The 16,508-nt window shown below is 68.6% G+C and carries 22 protein-coding genes; 9 read left to right on the plus strand and 13 right to left on the minus strand.

Translation table 11 applies throughout. The features are described from left to right. Positions 1–93 precede the first annotated feature (93 nt). The 6 genes from ITP53_RS16445 (at position 94) to ITP53_RS16470 (ending at position 4,563) form a co-directional block, all read left to right on the plus strand. The gene (locus ITP53_RS16445) at positions 94–465 is read left to right on the plus strand and encodes a DUF6907 domain-containing protein (RefSeq protein WP_195896261.1); all 372 of its coding nucleotides are present in this window, start codon (positions 94–96) and stop codon (positions 463–465) included. 79 nt (positions 466–544) lie between these two features. Then, complete coding sequence (locus ITP53_RS16450; protein ID WP_195896262.1) at positions 545–886, plus strand: hypothetical protein; 342 nt, start codon at positions 545–547, stop codon at positions 884–886. Next, on the plus strand, positions 880–1,944 hold the full coding sequence (locus ITP53_RS16455) for a hypothetical protein (protein WP_195896263.1): 1,065 nt from the start codon (positions 880–882) through the stop codon (positions 1,942–1,944). The genes ITP53_RS16450 and ITP53_RS16455 overlap by 7 nt, the downstream gene beginning before the upstream one ends. Then, entirely contained in the window at positions 1,941–2,171 is a 231-nt protein-coding gene (locus ITP53_RS16460; RefSeq protein WP_195896264.1) for a hypothetical protein, read from the plus strand. The genes ITP53_RS16455 and ITP53_RS16460 overlap by 4 nt, the downstream gene beginning before the upstream one ends. Next, positions 2,168–2,554 carry a hypothetical protein gene (locus tag ITP53_RS16465; RefSeq protein ID WP_195896265.1) on the plus strand — a complete coding sequence of 129 codons (387 nt, stop codon included), beginning with the start codon at positions 2,168–2,170 and terminating at the stop codon, positions 2,552–2,554. Before ITP53_RS16460 ends, ITP53_RS16465 begins: the two co-directional genes overlap by 4 nt. Then, positions 2,554–4,563, plus strand: coding sequence for a hypothetical protein (locus ITP53_RS16470; RefSeq protein WP_195896266.1), 2,010 nt, complete (start codon positions 2,554–2,556; stop codon positions 4,561–4,563). Before ITP53_RS16465 ends, ITP53_RS16470 begins: the two co-directional genes overlap by 1 nt. A gap of 163 nt (positions 4,564–4,726) precedes the next feature. On the opposite strand, the gene ITP53_RS16475 is transcribed toward ITP53_RS16470, so the two are convergent. Then, entirely contained in the window at positions 4,727–4,999 is a 273-nt protein-coding gene (locus ITP53_RS16475) for a winged helix-turn-helix domain-containing protein (RefSeq protein WP_328814715.1), read from the minus strand. A 176-nt stretch (positions 5,000–5,175) separates the two neighbouring features. Here ITP53_RS16475 and ITP53_RS16480 point away from each other — a divergent pair, with 176 nt between their 5' ends. Together ITP53_RS16480 and ITP53_RS16485 are read left to right on the plus strand one after the other, a co-directional pair. After that, positions 5,176–5,433: a hypothetical protein gene (locus tag ITP53_RS16480; protein WP_195896267.1), complete on the plus strand. Its 258-nt coding sequence runs from the start codon at positions 5,176–5,178 to the stop codon at positions 5,431–5,433. Between the two features lie 32 nt (positions 5,434–5,465). Then, a complete protein-coding gene (locus tag ITP53_RS16485; protein WP_195896268.1) occupies positions 5,466–5,744 on the plus strand; it encodes a hypothetical protein in 279 nt (92 codons plus the stop codon). Positions 5,745–5,801: 57 nt separating this feature from the next. On the opposite strand, the gene ITP53_RS16490 is transcribed toward ITP53_RS16485, so the two are convergent. The 12 genes from ITP53_RS16490 to ITP53_RS16545 form a co-directional block, all read right to left on the minus strand. Next, positions 5,802–8,531, minus strand: coding sequence for a hypothetical protein (locus ITP53_RS16490; protein ID WP_195896269.1), 2,730 nt, complete (start codon positions 8,529–8,531; stop codon positions 5,802–5,804). 98 nt (positions 8,532–8,629) lie between these two features. Further along, the gene (locus tag ITP53_RS16495; protein WP_195896270.1) at positions 8,630–8,818 is read right to left on the minus strand and encodes a hypothetical protein; all 189 of its coding nucleotides are present in this window, start codon (positions 8,816–8,818) and stop codon (positions 8,630–8,632) included. Positions 8,819–8,916: 98 nt separating this feature from the next. Continuing rightward, the gene (locus ITP53_RS16500) at positions 8,917–9,201 is read right to left on the minus strand and encodes a hypothetical protein (protein WP_195896271.1); all 285 of its coding nucleotides are present in this window, start codon (positions 9,199–9,201) and stop codon (positions 8,917–8,919) included. A 26-nt stretch (positions 9,202–9,227) separates the two neighbouring features. Continuing rightward, entirely contained in the window at positions 9,228–10,076 is an 849-nt protein-coding gene (locus ITP53_RS16505) for a hypothetical protein (protein WP_195896272.1), read from the minus strand. Positions 10,077–10,084: 8 nt separating this feature from the next. Further along, positions 10,085–10,474, minus strand: coding sequence for a hypothetical protein (locus ITP53_RS16510; protein ID WP_195896273.1), 390 nt, complete (start codon positions 10,472–10,474; stop codon positions 10,085–10,087). Between the two features lie 170 nt (positions 10,475–10,644). Further along, the gene (locus ITP53_RS16515; protein ID WP_195896274.1) at positions 10,645–10,830 is read right to left on the minus strand and encodes a hypothetical protein; all 186 of its coding nucleotides are present in this window, start codon (positions 10,828–10,830) and stop codon (positions 10,645–10,647) included. 4 nt (positions 10,831–10,834) lie between these two features. Continuing rightward, on the minus strand, positions 10,835–11,494 hold the full coding sequence (locus ITP53_RS16520; RefSeq protein WP_195896275.1) for a helix-turn-helix domain-containing protein: 660 nt from the start codon (positions 11,492–11,494) through the stop codon (positions 10,835–10,837). Positions 11,495–11,617: 123 nt separating this feature from the next. Further along, positions 11,618–11,947 (minus strand): helix-turn-helix domain-containing protein, encoded by a 330-nt coding sequence (locus ITP53_RS16525; protein ID WP_195896276.1) that lies wholly within the window; start codon positions 11,945–11,947, stop codon positions 11,618–11,620. Further along, a complete protein-coding gene (locus ITP53_RS16530; RefSeq protein WP_195896277.1) occupies positions 11,944–12,183 on the minus strand; it encodes a hypothetical protein in 240 nt (79 codons plus the stop codon). Before ITP53_RS16530 ends, ITP53_RS16525 begins: the two co-directional genes overlap by 4 nt. Before the next feature lie 11 nt (positions 12,184–12,194). Then, the gene (locus tag ITP53_RS16535; protein WP_195896278.1) at positions 12,195–12,551 is read right to left on the minus strand and encodes a zinc finger domain-containing protein; all 357 of its coding nucleotides are present in this window, start codon (positions 12,549–12,551) and stop codon (positions 12,195–12,197) included. 175 nt (positions 12,552–12,726) lie between these two features. Further along, positions 12,727–15,195 carry a phage/plasmid primase, P4 family gene (locus tag ITP53_RS16540; protein ID WP_195896279.1) on the minus strand — a complete coding sequence of 823 codons (2,469 nt, stop codon included), beginning with the start codon at positions 15,193–15,195 and terminating at the stop codon, positions 12,727–12,729. Between the two features lie 134 nt (positions 15,196–15,329). Further along, positions 15,330–15,584: a helix-turn-helix transcriptional regulator gene (locus tag ITP53_RS16545; protein ID WP_195896280.1), complete on the minus strand. Its 255-nt coding sequence runs from the start codon at positions 15,582–15,584 to the stop codon at positions 15,330–15,332. A 209-nt stretch (positions 15,585–15,793) separates the two neighbouring features. Here ITP53_RS16545 and ITP53_RS16550 point away from each other — a divergent pair, with 209 nt between their 5' ends. Beyond that, positions 15,794–16,495 (plus strand): helix-turn-helix domain-containing protein, encoded by a 702-nt coding sequence (locus ITP53_RS16550; RefSeq protein WP_195896281.1) that lies wholly within the window; start codon positions 15,794–15,796, stop codon positions 16,493–16,495. Positions 16,496–16,508 lie beyond the last annotated feature (13 nt).

Here is a 16,508-nt window from a genome sequence, read left to right on the forward strand (position 1 = left end):
CGTCTCCCCACCCCCCGACAAGGCGGGCCCGCCCGGTGCAGCAACACCGGAACGGGCCCTTGACCTCCACCTGCACTACCAGGAAGAGATCCAGTGACCCACCTTACGGGCGTCACCGTCGACGCCACCAGCACCACCCCGGACTGTGCCGACGCCGAGACGGCGCAGCCCGGAACCTCCTGCCCGGCCTGGTGCGACCCCGGGCACGCGCACCGCCACCCCGTCGACGTCGAGCACGTGTCAGGCCTGTTCGACCTGGCCAGCTCCTCCCTGGTCGACGGCGACGAGTTCGGGGACGTGTGCGGCGGCATCTACCAGCAGCCCGGCCAGGCCGCCCGCGTGCACCTGTCGATCCACACCGGCCGCGACGAGGCCGAGGTCGCGCTCACCCCCGACGAGGCGCTCACGGTCGCGTACGGGCTCATCGACAAGGCCCTGGCCGCCCGCGCGGCCGGCTCCCGATAGAAGAGCGGCCCACGGCCAGGTGATCAAAGCACCGGCCGTGGGCCTCGACCACATCCCCTGAACACACAGGAGACAGATCGTGGAGAGAAACCTACCGTCCGGCCGATGCCCGGTCCCGTGGTGCCAGAACGACCACCAGGCCACCCCGGGCCCGCACTGGCAGACCATCGCGGAGATGGACATCGACGGCGCCACCGTCGAACTCCGCTTCGTCCAGGCCGACCTTGACCTGCCCGGGTACGTGCTCGTGTTCTACGGCCCGGACTGGTCCGTCAAGGACACCCTCACCATCCCGCGCACGGCCGCCGTCGCCCTGGGCGACGTGCTCGCCCTGCTCACCGTCAACACCGTCGCCGACTTCGCCGCCGGTCTGCGCCGTGCCGCGGCCGGCCCCCACACCCGTAGGAGCACGCAGTGGTGAAAAGAGACTGGGTTCTGATCGTCGCGGTTGTGCTGGTCGCCGCCTCGACGGTCATCGCGTCGTTCACCGCACAGTCCGGGCTCGGCGAGCTCGCGGGCTGGACTGCGGCCGTGAACGTGTTCGGTGTCGAGCTGCGCCTGTCGTGGCTGCTGCCGCTCACTGTCGACGCCTACGGGGTGGGCGCTACCCGGATCGCCACCAACAAGCGGGCCTACTCGGCGGAAGTGCGCCGGCAAGCGTTCGGCCACGCCCTGGCGGCCGTCGCCGTGTCGGTGGTGGCCAACGCCGTGTTCCACTTGATCGAGGCGGACGTGATCGTCCTGGGCGATACGGCTTGGGTCCTGGTCGTCGCGGTGAGCATCGTGCCGCCCGTCGCGCTCGGTGGTCTGGCGCACCTGCTGAGCGTCGCCGCGCGGGATGAGGTCGAGGCGGTAGCCGTACCTGCCTCTGCAACTGCGGAGGTCGAGACCGTTACAGCTGTAACGGTCGAGGCTGTACCTGCGCACGTCAACGGCTCGACGCTTGTCGCAGATCTGCGACAAGCGTTGTCCGAAATGCCGGATTCCACAATTGTGGAAAAGGATCATTCCGAGCCTGCCGTCGCTGCTGGTGCCGATCGGCACCAGTCACCCGAGCCGGTCGAGGTACATGCACCTCCTGTACCTGAGCCTGTACCTGCCGCATCGGAGAGTGTCACGAATGACACCCGCGAAGAGTCACACGGTCACACTCCGTCTACTCGGACTGTGGCAGATCTGCCACAGTCGCTGACCGCTGTACCTGACCCGTTCGCGGGTGTACCTCCGCAGCTAGAGCCGAGTCGCGATGTTAACGACGACATCCTGACTCAACTCGACGACGAGCCGCCGACCAGCGACCAGGTACAGCCCGACTCGATCGCCCCGCTCTACCCGCTCGCGCTGAGCGCGTTCCTCTCCGACGTGGCCGGCGGAGAGGTGCCGAGCGTCCGAACGATCAAGACGACGATGAACGTAGGTACGGACAACGCCCGCAAACTGCGGACGTACCTCGGCGGGCTCGTCGAGGTGACCCGATGAAGACGACCTACATCGACCGTCGCGCCCTGCTGCTACAGGCTCGCGTCCTGACCTTCCGCGCCGCTGTCGGCCTGGTCCTGGCGCTCGCCATCATCGGTCACGTCGTGGTGCTGCTGCTCGGCGCGCTCGACGCGCTCGTTACCGCATGGGTCGGCGTGCCGCGGCTGTCGGCCAGCACCCGCAGGTTCGTACAGGTGGTTCGCGAGACGTGGGAGGAGGAGCTGTGAGCGACAAGCCAGGCCGGGGCCGCATCCCCGAACTGTCGAACATCCCGTGGGCGGGCCCCAGGGCGATCACCGACTACGCCCGCACCGGCCGGGACCTTTGCCGGGACCTCGGTGAAGAGTTCGCCATCGGCAGTGACGAGCTGTACGCCGTCCTCATCCGCTCGTTCAAGGGACACCCGGTGCTCGCGCTGCTCGGCGCTCCCGACGTGCGTCTGCGGGCCCGGCGCGTGGTGAAGCGGTTGAAGCGCGCGGCGGAGCTGCAGAAGGGCGCCGGCGTCGAGCTGGTCAAGTTCCACGCCCAGTTCAGGCGCGAGTTCGTGGACGTGCTTCCGCAGGCCAACCCGGAGAAGCGCAAGAGCTCGTTCGACTGGAAAGACGACTGATGGCGCGGAGCAAAGAGATCGTTCCCGTACAAGAGGAGTCCTCCCTGGCCAAGGTGACGGCCAGGGAGGTTTCCCGCCTTGTCACGCTGGTGACGCCGTGGATCACGGGAGTGTTCGCCTACGGCCTGGCCGTGGCGCTGCACTACATCCTCTACAGCCCGGACACGATCGCCGGATGGTCGAGCTTCACCACGATCTGCGTCCTGATCCTGACCGGGGTCACCTACGGCCAGAGCCACGCTCGCGGCCCGTGGGGCAAGACGCACACCACCCTGTCGACGTTCCTGGCCGGCATGTGGACCGTCGCCATTGTCATCTCCGGGCCGGGCCACCCGGTGCTGTGGCGGCTCGGCGTGGTCGGCGGCATCACCATGGCGTTGACGTGGAACATCCGCACGGTCATCAGGTTGAAGGGCTGGGATCAGCCCGGCGCCGTCTCCGACCCTCTGGCGCTGCTGTTCGGGCAGGGCGCCGAGAAGGCGGGTATGCGCGGTGTCGAGGCCACGACGGTCAAGGCGACCGCGCACAAGGTTGAGGGTGACGTCCAGCTGGAGCAGGGGCGGCAGACAGCGGAGGACCTGCAAAAGAAGGTCGCCTACGTGGAGTCGGGTATCGGGCTGCCGCCCGGCTCGATCACCGCGGGCATTGACCCGGACGACGCTTCCAAGGCCAAGGTGACGATCAGCGACCCGCGCGTGATGAAGCACCCCATCATCTGGCCTGGCCCGTCCCGGCCTGGCCTGTCGATCGCTGACCCGCTCGGCATCGGCCTGTGGCAGGACCTCGACGAGCTCGACTACGTCATCGTCGGCCACCACGTGCAGCTCATGGGCATGACCGGCGCCGGTAAGAGCATCGGCGGGGCGTGGAACGTCCTCGGTGAGGTCGTCACCCGGTACGACGTGGCCGTGTTCGCTGCGGACATCACCAAGGGCAAGCAGACGCTCGGCCCGCTGGAGGAGTCGCTACACCGGTTCGAGACGACCAAGGCCGGCGTCAAGGCGATGCTCAAGGACCTGCAGCCGAAGGTGAAGGAGCGCACCGACCAGCTCAGCGCGAAGGGCCTGCAGAAGTGGAAGAAGGGCTGCGGCCTCACCTACTGGCTCATATGGCTGGAGGAGTTCCCCGACATTTTCGACTGCCTTAGCGACAAGGAGCAGGACGACTTCCTGAGCATGCTCAAGGCCATCCGTTCCGCCGGCGGCACGGTCGTGCTGTCCCTGCAGCGCTCGGACTACACGCAGATGCCGACGCTGGCGCGCGGCCAGCTCGCGAAGATGTGCTTCGGCGTGGAGAACTCGGCGGATGCCTCGTTCGGGCTCTCAGAGCGCCAGCAGGACGCCGAGTGCCGTCCGGAGTTGTGGACCAACGCCCAGCCCGGCATGGCCTACCTGGACGCGCCCACGCTCGCTGAGGGGCGGTTCGCGATGCCTGGCCGTACGTACGCGTGGGGACTCGACGACCAGGGCGCGTTCGACGACGAGCGCGCCAACGCAGCGATGCGCGCGCACGCCGCTCAGTGGCCGGCCGCGGCCAAGCAGGTCGACGCCGCGACCGCGGCTCTGTCTCGGCTCGCTGGTGGCGCCCAGGCCGCTACGGCGCCGGTCGGGCTGCTGGAGCGCGACGCGGACGACGACGATGATGAAGAGGTGAAGAACGTGGCCAGCGAGTACCTGCAGACCGACGACCCCGATCCCGAGGTGACGGGCGGCATCGATGACGAGATCGAGGATCTGCCCGAGGGCGATCCGCCGCTGACGTTCGCGCCACCTGCCCAGAGCATGACCGTCGAGGAGCGCGGAGCGGCCCTCATCAAGCGTCTACAGGAGTTGTGGGACGACGGGGCGCGGGACTTCTCATCAGGCGATCTCAAGCCGCTGTGGGAGACCACCGACATGTCGCGGGCGTGGGTACAGAAGCAGCTCAAGCGGCTCGCCGAGGCGGGCGTCCTGGGCGGCTATGACGAAGAGGCGCAGCGCTACCTGATGCCGGAGCGGCCCGAGGTGTGACGCGCGTACGGCTGCGCGTGGGCTGCGCGCGCACGGCTTGTTGATCAAGCTGCCACGGGGTGCCACGGTCGGGTGCCACGAAGGGTGCCACGCGCCGTGGCACCCCTTCCGACCTGTAACACCCTCACGCGTGGCACCCCAGCCCCCACGCGAGGGTGCCACGCTACTCGCCGTCGCCAGCGTTCCACTCGTCGCGCGGGAGGACGAACGTGCCGCGCCCGTGGACGCTGGCGATCATGTGCCGATCGCGGAGGATCTGCATCGCCTTCCGGATGGTGTGGTAGGCGACGCCGTACTCGGTGGCCAGCTCGCGTTCCGGCGGGAGCTTCTGCCCGGGGCGGAGGTCTCCCGACTCGATCCGCGCAGCAAGGTGCTCCGCGACGCGCACATACATCAGCTTGTGCGGCTCGGCGTACGGGTCGAATGGATCACTCACATTCAGCACCGTAAACCACTGCTGACCTGCGGAAAGACTTGGAAAGCTTCTCAAAGCTCCACTGAGCTTCTATGGTTACGCCATGGTCCTCGACTTCACAGAGGACGTAGAACGGGCCTGGTCAGCGCCGGTGAACGCTAAGCCAGGCCCTTGACCGCGCTCTGGAGGTGCGACCCGTGGCCAAGACTAGCCCGGACCAGACGCCCGATCCCGTGCCTCATATCCCGGAATGCGCGGTCACCCGCGACGACGCCGGCGTGTTGCACCTGACCCACGAGTCCGGCCGTACGGCGCGCGGCGCGATGCTCGTCGGGATGGCGTTGCGGATCATCGCCGAGCACGCGGAACCACAGCCGCCCGGCATGCGGCCCATCCACATCGACTGGCGTTTCGACGACGACGCCATCCCGTTCACGGCGGGCGACCTGCCGTGAGTTCGTCCGCCCCGGTCCCAGCCCCGAAGCCCGTGTTCAGGTTCACGAGCGACGACGACGGCGCGTGGTGGCTGCTCCGCAACGAGGTCCGGCGCAGTAGGACGCCCTGGAATCCCACGGACGACGTTGACCGCCTGGTGGCCGCGGCCCTGCTCCACATCCTCAACGGTGCCTGGCCGATGCCGATCACGGATGAGCTCCGCGCCGTGGCCGAGGCGTCGCACATGACCGTGGAGGCGCTCCGCACCGAGCTGGGACGCCGCGCCTACAGCCTCTACCTGCACGTACTGAGCCGCGCCAGGCCCACCTAGGCGGCCCGGCCCCCGCCTACCAGCAGGCGTTGAGGCAGGAGCCGGGACACCTCCTCCTTACGCCATGCCTTGGGCGAGCACGTTGAACCCGATCGTGCTGCCAATCTTCGGGATGTCGGCGTCTTCGCGGACGGTCGCGTTCTCGATGTTGACGGTCACGCCGCCCGAACCGCCCCCGCCGTTCCGGGTCAGCCCCATGCCGCCCCGCGACACGAAGCCTTCCGCGCCGTCCCGGCCGTAGTGGCCCTCCACCAGCCCCTTGGGCTTGGGCAGGGGCGCCATGGTGAGCTCCGGCCCGTGACCTGCGATCATGCCCGGCGCGCCCTTCGACGCCATGGTCAACTTGGCCGTGGCCGCGACGACCGCGCCCAGCTCCTCGACCGCCACCATCAGATCGTGGGTCGACGCCGTGGTCTCGTCCGCCATCATGATCACGGCGTCGGACACGGTGGCTCCCATGTCGCCGACGGTCGCCCCGATCTCCGCCGACCCGGCCGTCCACCCGTCGACCAGGGATTCGCCCACCTTGCCGACGTCTCCGATCGCGGACGTGAGAGACCCGGTGTCGCCGAGCGTGTCGCGCATGACCGTCATCGCAGAGTCGAGCCCGGAAGACAGCTGCGTGGACGCACCGCCGACGGCCTGAGCGACGCTGGAGACGCGTTCAGCGGCGGCCTTCCCGTACACCTCCAGCCCGAAATCGGAAGCCACCTCGGACAGCAGATCGATCGCCCTGCTCCGGTGCTGCGACGCGTACGGGATGAACGCCTCATCGTCGCTGCCCTCGCCGTACAGGATGGTGGGCCCGGTGGCGACGTGCGGGCCCGGCGAAGTGCGCCCGCCCGCGGCGAACGCGCGGACGCCGCCGGACGCGTACCGTTCGATGTCGCCGGCCGCGTTCGCGTTGGCGTCACGCAGCGCCTGCCGCGACAAGTCGGACTGATGTTCCGTTTTCACGAATATTGTGACCGTCTTGTCCTTGAGGCCGTCGATCCCCTTCTGCGTGGTCGCGAGCGCCGCCAACGCCGCCGCGGTGTCGGCGTCGATCTTGACCTCTTTGCCGTTCGGGAGCGTGATCACCGCCTTGCCGAACTTGTCGACCGCGATCGTGCCGTCATCCGTCCGCTTGATCGTCACCCCGAGGCTGTTGCCGAGCCCGGCCACAGCGTCCCGGGCGGCGTCGTTCTTGCCCGCCCACTGCACCAGCTGGGGAAGCTGGTCGGCGAACGCCTTACCAGCCGCGTCGGTCTTGCCGGTCCGGTCGTTCTCAGCCGTGGCCGCGTCGGCGATGGCGGTGGTCAGGTCCTTCACGGATCGCAGCCGATCCACCTCGGAGATCTTCGTATCCCGGGCGGCCTGGGCAGCGTCTTCGAGCGCTTCCTTCAACCGGATCTCAGCATCCAGGGCTGCCCGCGCCGGTTCGAACAGCTCCGTCAACGAGTCTTTGAAGTTGCGGACCCCGCCCGCGGCCTCATCACCAGCGCTGCCCGCCTCGGCGACGGCTTTCGCGCCCGCGGCCAGGTCCTCCTGGATGCCGCCGATGATCGTGGAGAACTGGTCCTTCTGCTCCATAATCTCCTCGGGGCTGGCGCCGAACATGGCTTCCCACAGCTTGTTGGAGGCGCCCTCCGCGTTGAACGGCAGCGTGAGCGCGGCGCTGATGTCGTCCGCCCACGCCAGGACCTCCCCGCCCATTTTCATCAGCGCGGTGGCGTCCTCCAGGGCGTCCGCGAGCAGGGTCGGATCGTCGTCCAAGATCTGCGCGACGATTTCGAGACTGTCGCCCACATTGTCGATGATCGTCGGCATGCGGTCGCCCAGCTCGGACAGCACGGTCCCGAAACTGTCGCCGAGCTTTTCGAGGGTGGGGCCGAGCGATCCGACCCCGTCGCCGACCTTCGCGATGAAGTTGTCGAGGTCCGGCACGAGATCTTCGAAGACGCGGGCCAGGCTCGGCTTGAGCCGCTGGAAGGCTTGTTCCGCCACGTCGGCGGCCCGGACCAGGCTGCCCTCCAGGGGTTCGGCGACGTCGCCGAGCTCCGCCTTCAGATCGGAGCCGAGCTCCGACCAGGCGTGACGCACCACATCCGCGTTAGCCGCGGCCTTGATTCCGACCGTGGCCAGGGCGCCGCCCACCGCGGTCACGATCCCGGCCGCCGCCAGCCCGGCCACCGTGGGCAGCGCCATGAGCGCGCCTGAGAGAATGGCGACCTGCCCGGGCCCGGAACCACCAATCACTGAGATGGCGTCGTTGAGTTTGCCGCCGAGACCGCCGGCGGCTTCGGTGAGGTCGCCGATCATCGACATGGCCGAGTCGGTGTCGACGTCGACCCGGACCCGCCTGTCGTCGAGATCTTCTAGGGCCCGGTCGACCGTTTCCGCCGCGGCCAGGGCGGCCGCGATGTCGAGGTCGATCTCGGCGTCCAGCTCGCCATAGCTGAGCGCCTCGCGCGCCTCATCAATGAACGAGGTGCCGGCGTCACGCCCGGCCCGCCCGGCCACCTGGTCGACCCCGTCGAGCGCGGCGTCCAGTGATCTGGAGAACGCGGTCCCGCTGGCCTGCCCCGACCGGCCGGCTTCGCGGGCGACGTCACCGAGGGTGCTTTGCACGTCGTGCAGCATCCGGTCGAAGCCGGACGCCACCGCCTTCTCCATCCGCCCGGTCGAGGCGGCTGCGGACCCCGTCACGGCTTTCAGGCCGCGCTCGATGTGGGACAGGCCGCTGTCGAAGCTCTTGTTGTCGACGCTGGCGTAAGCGACCAGCTCGCCCACCGTCAAGTCGGCCATCAGGTGTCACTCCTTCGTGTTGCCGCGTACGCGAGCGTGTCGGCCCGCCCCTTGACGGGGAGGAGGGCGCGGGCGGGCTGGTCGACGTCAGCCATCGGTCAGGCCGCGCCCGGGGGGAGGACCTGGAGGACGGCGTCGGGCCACAACTCGGCTCGGAGGTCGGCGAGGGTGAGCAGGCGGTTGCCGAAGACGAACATGGGGGTCGTCTCCGTCATCACCGTCTCGTCCTCGTTCACCTCGGTGACGACGACCGCCCACCCGGCCAACGAGTCGATAGCACTGTTCACGTGGGATGGGGTGCGATTGAGCCGCACATTCCATCCCGGCTGGGCCGGGACGAACGAGACAGTGGCGCCGACTGCGAGCTGCATGATTCAGGTCTCCTCTACTTGATCGCGATGCACGGGTCTTGGCAGGCCAGGTCCTGGTTGAGCGGGTACCTGCCGCCGAACCCGGACATCCGGCCGCGCACGATGCTCTCCACGGTGGTGTTGTCGTAGGCGGCGAGCTTCTCCATGGCGGCGATCTCGAACGCGGGCAGCTTCACGGTCATCTCGACCAGCTCGCACGTGCAAGGGATCTGGCTGGCGGGGGGCTGGCCGGCGCCCGGCCGTTCGATGGTGTAGCCGTGGTTGATGCCGGGCGGGGTGCCGATCTTCGGGGTGGTCACGATGAGGTGTCCTTCCTGGTGGGTGGTTACTGCTGGACGGTCTGCGCCTGTAGGCGGGCGTCTCGCTCGCGTTCCTGACGCTGCCGTTCGCGGCGGGCGCGCAGGAGGGACACGTTGATGCCGAGCCGGGCGGCCAGGCGCTGATCCCGCTCCAACTCGCGCTGCGCCTGGGCCTTGGCCTCCTGCTCACGGAGATCGTGCAGTTCGACCACCTCGGGCGGGCGGCGCGGCATGTTGCGCGCCTTCAGCTCCCACCCGAGCCCTTCGTGGCCGCCGTTCATCTGGGCGTGCAGGCTGCGGAACTCGGAGACCAGCTCCTGGTTACGCGTTGCCATGGCCCATGCGTCCACGAGCCGCTCATCCTGGTTTTCGCGGGCTGCGGTGAGCAGCGCCCGAACCGTGGTCTGGTCGCCGAACTTGAGCGCGTCAGCGAGCATCGCCTGGCGCTGGTCGAACGTGGCGGTGCGGGCGTCCTTCAGCGCGGCCCGGAACGCGGTCTGCATCACCGCGGCGTCGGCCGGGCTGCTGCCGGCGTCGATGCCGGGCCCGGTCGGGAACTGCTGCTCCACGTGGTCGAGACGGGCCTGACGGCGGGCATACAGGTTCTCGTGCAACGCCTGCAGAAGCTTGGCCTGCTCCTCGTAGGTGGCGTTCAGCTTCTCGACGCGTTCGAGGTCGGTCTTGATCGTCTCGTCGTCGCGGATGTGGTCGAGCTGCTTCGGCAGGATGTCGAGGACGGCGAGCGCGGCGGCGATGGCCGGGTCCTGCTTGGTGGCCGGTAGCGGGTCGGTGGAGTCGGCCGCGGGGATGAAGTCGAAGCCTTGCGCGGCGAAGTCGTACGGCGCCGGCTGCTGCTCGGGTGCGGGCTCGGTCATTGGCGGGTCTACCTCCTTCTGGCCGCGATGAGGGCGGCGACGTCCTGGGCTCTCCACAGGCCGCGCCGCGGCTGCCGGTATCCGTGGCCGGTGAGCAGGCGGCGGGCGTGCCTGTCGGTCACGTCGAGCAGGCCGGCGGCGCGGTCTGTGGAGACGTACATGGAGGATGCGGGAATGTCCGGAGGTCGCGCGGAATCGTGTCCGGAAGGGGTGAGCGCCTGGGCGAGGGCGGCGGCCCTGAGATCGTCGAGCCAGACGGCGAGGCCGGGCGGGACTTGGGCGCCGGCGGCGCGGTGGCGGGCGAGCTGGTCGCGCAGGATGCGCCACACGGGCATCGCGTACTCGGCGGGTACGGCGACGCCGCCAGGCCGTGAAGAGGGGGCGTCAACGCTGGCCATGATCGTCCGAGGTGACTGTGTGTGCCTGCATAACCATGCAATCGGGCTGCGATCTGTCCTCGTGTGTCCGCTTCTGGCGTGGCGTTCGCCGTCTCACAACGGGAGCGCAGGTCAACGCGTCGCCACACCCGACAGAATGAATGCACTGTCTGGTATAGCTCTGCAGGCGGTCACGCATCGTCATCCCGGCCCACGTCGTCGTCGGCGATGCCGAACCGCTTCCGGACGCCCTCTGCCCAGATGTCGAGCTCCGCCCGGGTGCCCGGCTTCCCCTCGCCGCGGGCGAGGCGGGCGAGCCGCTCACCCTTCTGCAGCATGCGCAACGCCAGGCGGGCCCTGGCCAGCTTGCGCGCCATGTCGTCAGCCTCCGCGGGCCCGCCGGCGGGCGGTGTGCCAGTCAAGGATGTTCACCTCCAACGGATGCCGCGGCCGGGACAGGTCGCGCATGAGGGCGTCGCGGTAGGCGAATAGCCGATCCGACCGCGCCGAGACGGCTTCGAGCGCGGCCAGCTGGTCGAAGCCGCGGTCAAGGTCGGCGTGCGTCATGCGCTCCTTCATCGGATCCAAGGGCAGCTTGGCGAGCACGGTGGTGGTGAGGTGGAACGCCTGCTGCTTCGCGTTCTCGGCGTCCTGCCAGATGCGCCAGGCTTCCCACTTCACCGCGCGGCGCGCGTCCGCCAGGCGCCGCTCACGCCTCCTGAGCCCTCCCGCTGTGTCGTCCCGCAACGAGGGGCCGGCCGCCGCGCACAGGGCCTCGGTGAGCTCCTGGACGCGGCCGGGGTCGAGCCCGTACGCGAGCGCGGCCAGGACCGAGCGCCGCGGCCGGCGCTGGCCTGCCTCCAACCGTTGGATCGTCGACCTGGCCACCGTCGACCGGCGCGCGAGCGGACGCGTGCCGACCCCGTACGCGGCCCGCAGGGAACGCAGCACCGCGCCCAGCGTGGCGGCCAGGCGCTCGCGCTCGACACCCTCGGGCACGTGGCCCGTCCACTTCTCGCACTTCGACCGGTCATCACGCATACCGGCCGCCTAACGCGCGCCTGCACGCGAGACACCCGCAGACACCCCCGCCCGGGTGCCGGCCAGGGGTGGCCGATGTTTCTTCGCCGTGGGTTGCGGTTTGACCGGTCGAAGTGGTGGTCATCAGCGGCTCGGGTGCGAGGTGAGCCCGCACAGGTTGCACTGGTATCCGGCAGGTGGCGTGTCGTTGCAGTTCTGGCATAGGGGGCCGTCGCCGGTGAGGGCGTCGATGGGGACCTCGAACACGTGGGCCAGGGCGAACAGCATGTCCACGGTGACGGCCTGCTTGAAGCCCTTCTCCTGCTTGGCGACCACTGAACGGGCGGTGGGTCGGCCTGCTTCGGTGAGGAGGTCGGCAAGCTTCTGCGCGGTCCAGCCTCTTTGAAGCCGGAGCAGGCGCGCATTCCGGAACACGGCCTTGGTGGGGTCGGTGAAACGGGAGGTCGTGGTCATGCTGCGTTGGCCTCCGTGATGGGGGTGAGCCGGTAGCTCGGCTTGGGCGAGCTGGTGGTGCAGTGGGCGACGCGGGATCCGGACCGGTTGCCGTCGCGGCCGGCCCCGTGCGTGTGCCGGGAACCACAGAACGGGCAGGACGGGATGATCCACAGCCAGGGGCCGTTACGGCGTCGGGGCGGGGTGAGGATGGCGGGCGCTTCGGTGGTGCGGGTGATGGTCGCTGAGGGGGTCACGATGGGTCCTTTCAGGGGGTCGTTGCGTTGGCGGTGGCCGCCGCACAAACGGCGTCGTAGACGGCTTCGTCGGCCGTCACGGCGTCCCGTTGCCGCTTGTGGAAGGCGCGCGCGTACCGGTCCTCTCGGGCCATGTGAGGTACGGCCCGGTCCTTCTGTCGTGACGTACAGGAGCGGCCGGGGTTGGCCTTGCACTTCGGACAGGTGAAATCGAGTACGCGGGGTTCGGGGTGGTTGGCGAAGTAGGCGGCTCGGGCTCCGAGGCCGGCCACGAGGGCGAGCCGTTCCGGGGTCTGCCGGGAAAGATCGTTGCGGATGTCGTAGAGGGCGACATTGAGGGGCGGCGGCCAGGCGTCCATCGTGGTCATGTGTGCGCTCCGAGGGTTGCGGGTTTTCGCTGGTCAGCGGGGGTGTGCAGGGTCGCGTTCGTGTTTGTGCTGGTCAGTGGGGGTGTGCAGGGTTGTGCATGGTTTTCCGGTTTCCTCTACACGTGCGCGTATGGAGATTTATGGGGAAACCCTGCACAACCCTGCATGCCGCAGGTCAGGGCGTTTTCCAACTTTCGTTGTCAACTACGAGTTGCATTCCGAGATAAGCCATCCCTGCGCTCCTCTTCTTCTTCTCCTGGCCGCGCTTACCCATCGACTCGGCGAACGCCTTCTCCGATCCCGGCCCGCCCTCTTCGCCCGTGGCGTAACGCCACTGATTCCAGGCGGTGTACAGGTCGTGCGCCTTCACGAAGCCCTGCGGGTTCTTCTCCGTCTTTTCCTGCAGGAAGCGGCCCAGGGCGTCGCTGTCGTCCTGGTAAGCCTGCGTGCGCTCCTGTACGGCCTCGGGCGGGTTCAGGCCGTGCTGCTGGTAGTCGAGCCATCCCTGATAGGCCCAGGCGAGGATGGTGGACGCTGCGGCCTTCAGCCGGTCGGACAGGCCGCTGTCCTGTTCGTTCTTCGGGATGCTGACGTCGAATGGGACCACCAGGAGACGGCGCCAGACGGCGGGGTCGTCGCCGGACACGGCCGGCAGGTGGTTCGTCAGCATGATCAGGGTGTGCGAGGGGTCGAAGCTGATCGGATCCTTATGCATCAGGTTCGCCTCGATCGGGTCGCCGCCCGTGAGGCGCTTCATCGTGGCTTCGGCGAAACGCCGGTGCTTCTCCGTCTCGCTGCAGAAGACGAGGCGGGCGCCGCGGAGCCGCATCTTGAAGGTGCGGTGCTGCTCGTGCTTGGACTCCATGAGCATGGCGGGGTCGATCTCTATGGCGTAGTCGCCGAACGCGGCCATGAGCGCGTCGCGGAGGGTGCCCTTACCGTTGGCGCCGGTCCCGGTGAAGATCAGCATGACGTGTTCGGTGACCTTGCCGAGCATGGCGTAACCGAACACACGCTGTACGAACGCGCGCACGTCCGCGCTGGGTAGGACGCGCTTCAGAAACGCGTCCCACTCGGCGCTGAGTTCGTCAGTGAGCGCGGCCCCCGCAACCTTCGTGATCAGGTCGGCCTGGCTGTTCTTGTGGATGGTGCTTGTGCTCAGGTTGAGGGTGCCGGCCGGGGTGTTGAACAGGTACGGGTCGGCGTCCAGCGCGCTGACCGATGTGGTGATGGGCGGGAGGGCGGCGGCGAACTTGAGCATGCCCTCGGTGCCGGACGCGTTCTCCGCCTTGCGGGCGTCCTTGTACAGGTCGTCGCTGTCCTGCCCGGCCGGAAGCTTCGACACCTCTGCGAGGGCGCTCTTGATGGTCTTCACGGCGGCCTCAAGGTCGGCGCGCTGGTCGTCGGCGGCCCACCGGGCGCCGTCCCATCGGTGCCAGCCGAGCCGGTGCACGTGGCGCAGCTGCTCGGCGTGCTCGGCGACGAACCGTTCAGCCATACGGAGATGTCCGCGATGCTGAACGACCTTCTTGGCCGTCTCCTCAGGGTGCAGCTGCAGGACGGGCGCGAGGTTGCCGTCGACGCCGGGAACGCTGTGTAGGCGTGTCTCCCGCCTGGTGCCGTACCCGTCCGCGTACAGGGCCTTGCCCGCCGCGGAGTGGTCGCCGCCGTATTCGAGGACGGCCAGGGCGCCGAACCGGTCGTACGGCCTCTCAGCCTCCAAGGGGTAGACGCTGGTCGACCAGGTGTAGAAGTTGTCGGCGCCGCCTTTCCCGGTTGTCGCCGAGATGCCGGTGTTCTTGCCCGGCCTGCGCCAGTAGGTGATGCCTGCAGAGTCGGTGTGCAGGCGCGTCCAGCCGCGCGGGGCCAGGAACTCGTCCCAGGTGGTGCGGGCGTTGTAGTCGGTGCCCGGGGATATCCCGTCTTCGTCGTCCCACGCGGGCGCAGGCTGCGAGAACAGGGTGCTGACGGGGGCGGCCGAGGCCTCGCCCGCGGTCGGCATCTGGTCGAGCGTGGCCGCCAGGCGGTGCAGCTGGTCGCGCTCAGCCGGGGTGACGGCCGCGATCGACGCGAATCCGCCCTTCAGGAGCGTCCACACCCCGCCGGGAATGTCCGGGTGGGTGCGTCCGCCGGACGGGGGAACCACCACGAACCCGCCCTCGGCGCGCGTCTCGATCAACACCTTGATCTTGTGGTCGGGGTTTTCGGCCAGTTCCTCGGGGGTGGCTGGCCGGGATGCGAGCCGCGTGTTCCTGGCCGGCGCGCCGTCGATGCGCATGAAGGTGCGCAGCCCGCCGGATGGGCTCTGGTCGAGGTATCCGGCGATGACGCGCCGCCACAGGTCGCCGAGTCCGGACGCGTCCGCGAGCGTGCCGAAGTCGTGGGCGACGTTCTCGGCGACCGCCCGGCCCTCGAACTCGAAGAACTCCAGGTTCCCGGACGCTGCCCCGCACACCACGCCGAGCCCGTCGAACCGGCCCGGGGCGAACCAGGTGTCGAGCTGGTCGACGTCGGGCCGCGGTTCGCTCCCGCCGGCGGCCGTGTACTGGCGCCACTTCACCGCGGGGGCTTTGCCGGGCCCGGCCGGGATGGGGCACAGTCCGGCGCTGTGGGCGGTTCGGGCGGCGTCGTGCAGGTGGTTCACGCGTGCTCCTATGTGGACCCCTGCAGCGCTGTACCATCGGCGGGTAGACGCTGAGGGGCGTTGGGTTCGGGACGGGCCCGCGGATGGTCACCGCGGGCCCGTCCGGCTGTCCGGGGACGGGATACACAGGAGGGTCAGGCGGTACGCCTGAACGCCAGCTCATCGTTGGCGCGCTGATCGTCCAGCCACGCGTCGATCTCGCTCTTCCACGCGACCAGCCGGCGGCCCTGCCGCCAGAGCGGCGGCGCGTCGTCGCCGCCGACGTGGCGGAGGTAGCGGAGGGTGTTCTCAGTGCGCCGGACGTATTCGGCGACCTCCGGGAGCAGCATCAGCTTGTCGTCCGCGGGGCGCGTGCTGGGGGTACGCCGGGACGCGTGTGTAGTCTTCAACGTGGACCCTTCCTGTGCTGGTCAAACGGCTCGGATTGGTTCTCGCGGCCTGGCAGGGGGATGTTTGGCGACTAGCCCTGCCGGGCCGTTCTTGCGTGGATATACGGTTTTGAAGATCGTGTTCCTTCAGTTCCTTATCTAACAGGATCTACGACAGCCATGCAATGCCATGTTTACGCAGCATCTGCAAAGCGTTATATTCGGTGGCTGTGGCAGACGAACCCAACCCGCACGCGCTGTGGGAGCACAACTTCATCCAGCAGATGAAGCTGCTTCGCGAGGCGCGCAAGATGACGCAGACCGACCTTGCCCGTGAGCTGAAGGCGTTCGGCCTGCCGTTCCACCAGCCGACCGTGCAGCGCATCGAGAACGGTGAGCGGCCGGTACGGCTCAACGAGGCGCACCTGATCGCCCGCGTGCTCGGGGTGGACGTCCAATCCATGGCGGCCAACTCGACGCCCAACGCGGAGCGCGAGATCCGGTATGCGGTCGATCAGCTTCGCATCACGTCAAGCACGCAGGCGAACGCCCTCCGGGAAGACCATTTCCGCGAGTGGCTTGAAGACGTCGAGGTGCTCGTCCTCGTTCTGGGCCTCCGGGTGCCGGCAGATGCGGAAAGCCTGGAAGACCTAGACCCGGTGGCCGCCTGGGGGATGGTGTGGGCGATGAAGGCGCTGTACGCCTTCGAGCAACTGCTGAGCCTGTGGCAGGGACTCGACCGCATCGGTGGCAGGTTCGACTACGTCGACACCGAAGGCCCGACTCCATGGCCCGTGCCGGAAATCACTGACACCCTCTTCCACTGGCGAGAGCTGTTCCAAGACGACGCGATAGCCAAAGCCATCTACGACACCTCCCGCGAGGTCTACAGCACCTATCCGGTTGGCCGTGAGCAGGAGACGGAGGGCTGATCGATGGCGCACG

The sequence above is a fragment of the Nonomuraea cypriaca genome (assembly GCF_015645445.1).
GTDB lineage: Bacteria > Actinomycetota > Actinomycetes > Streptosporangiales > Streptosporangiaceae > Nonomuraea > Nonomuraea cypriaca.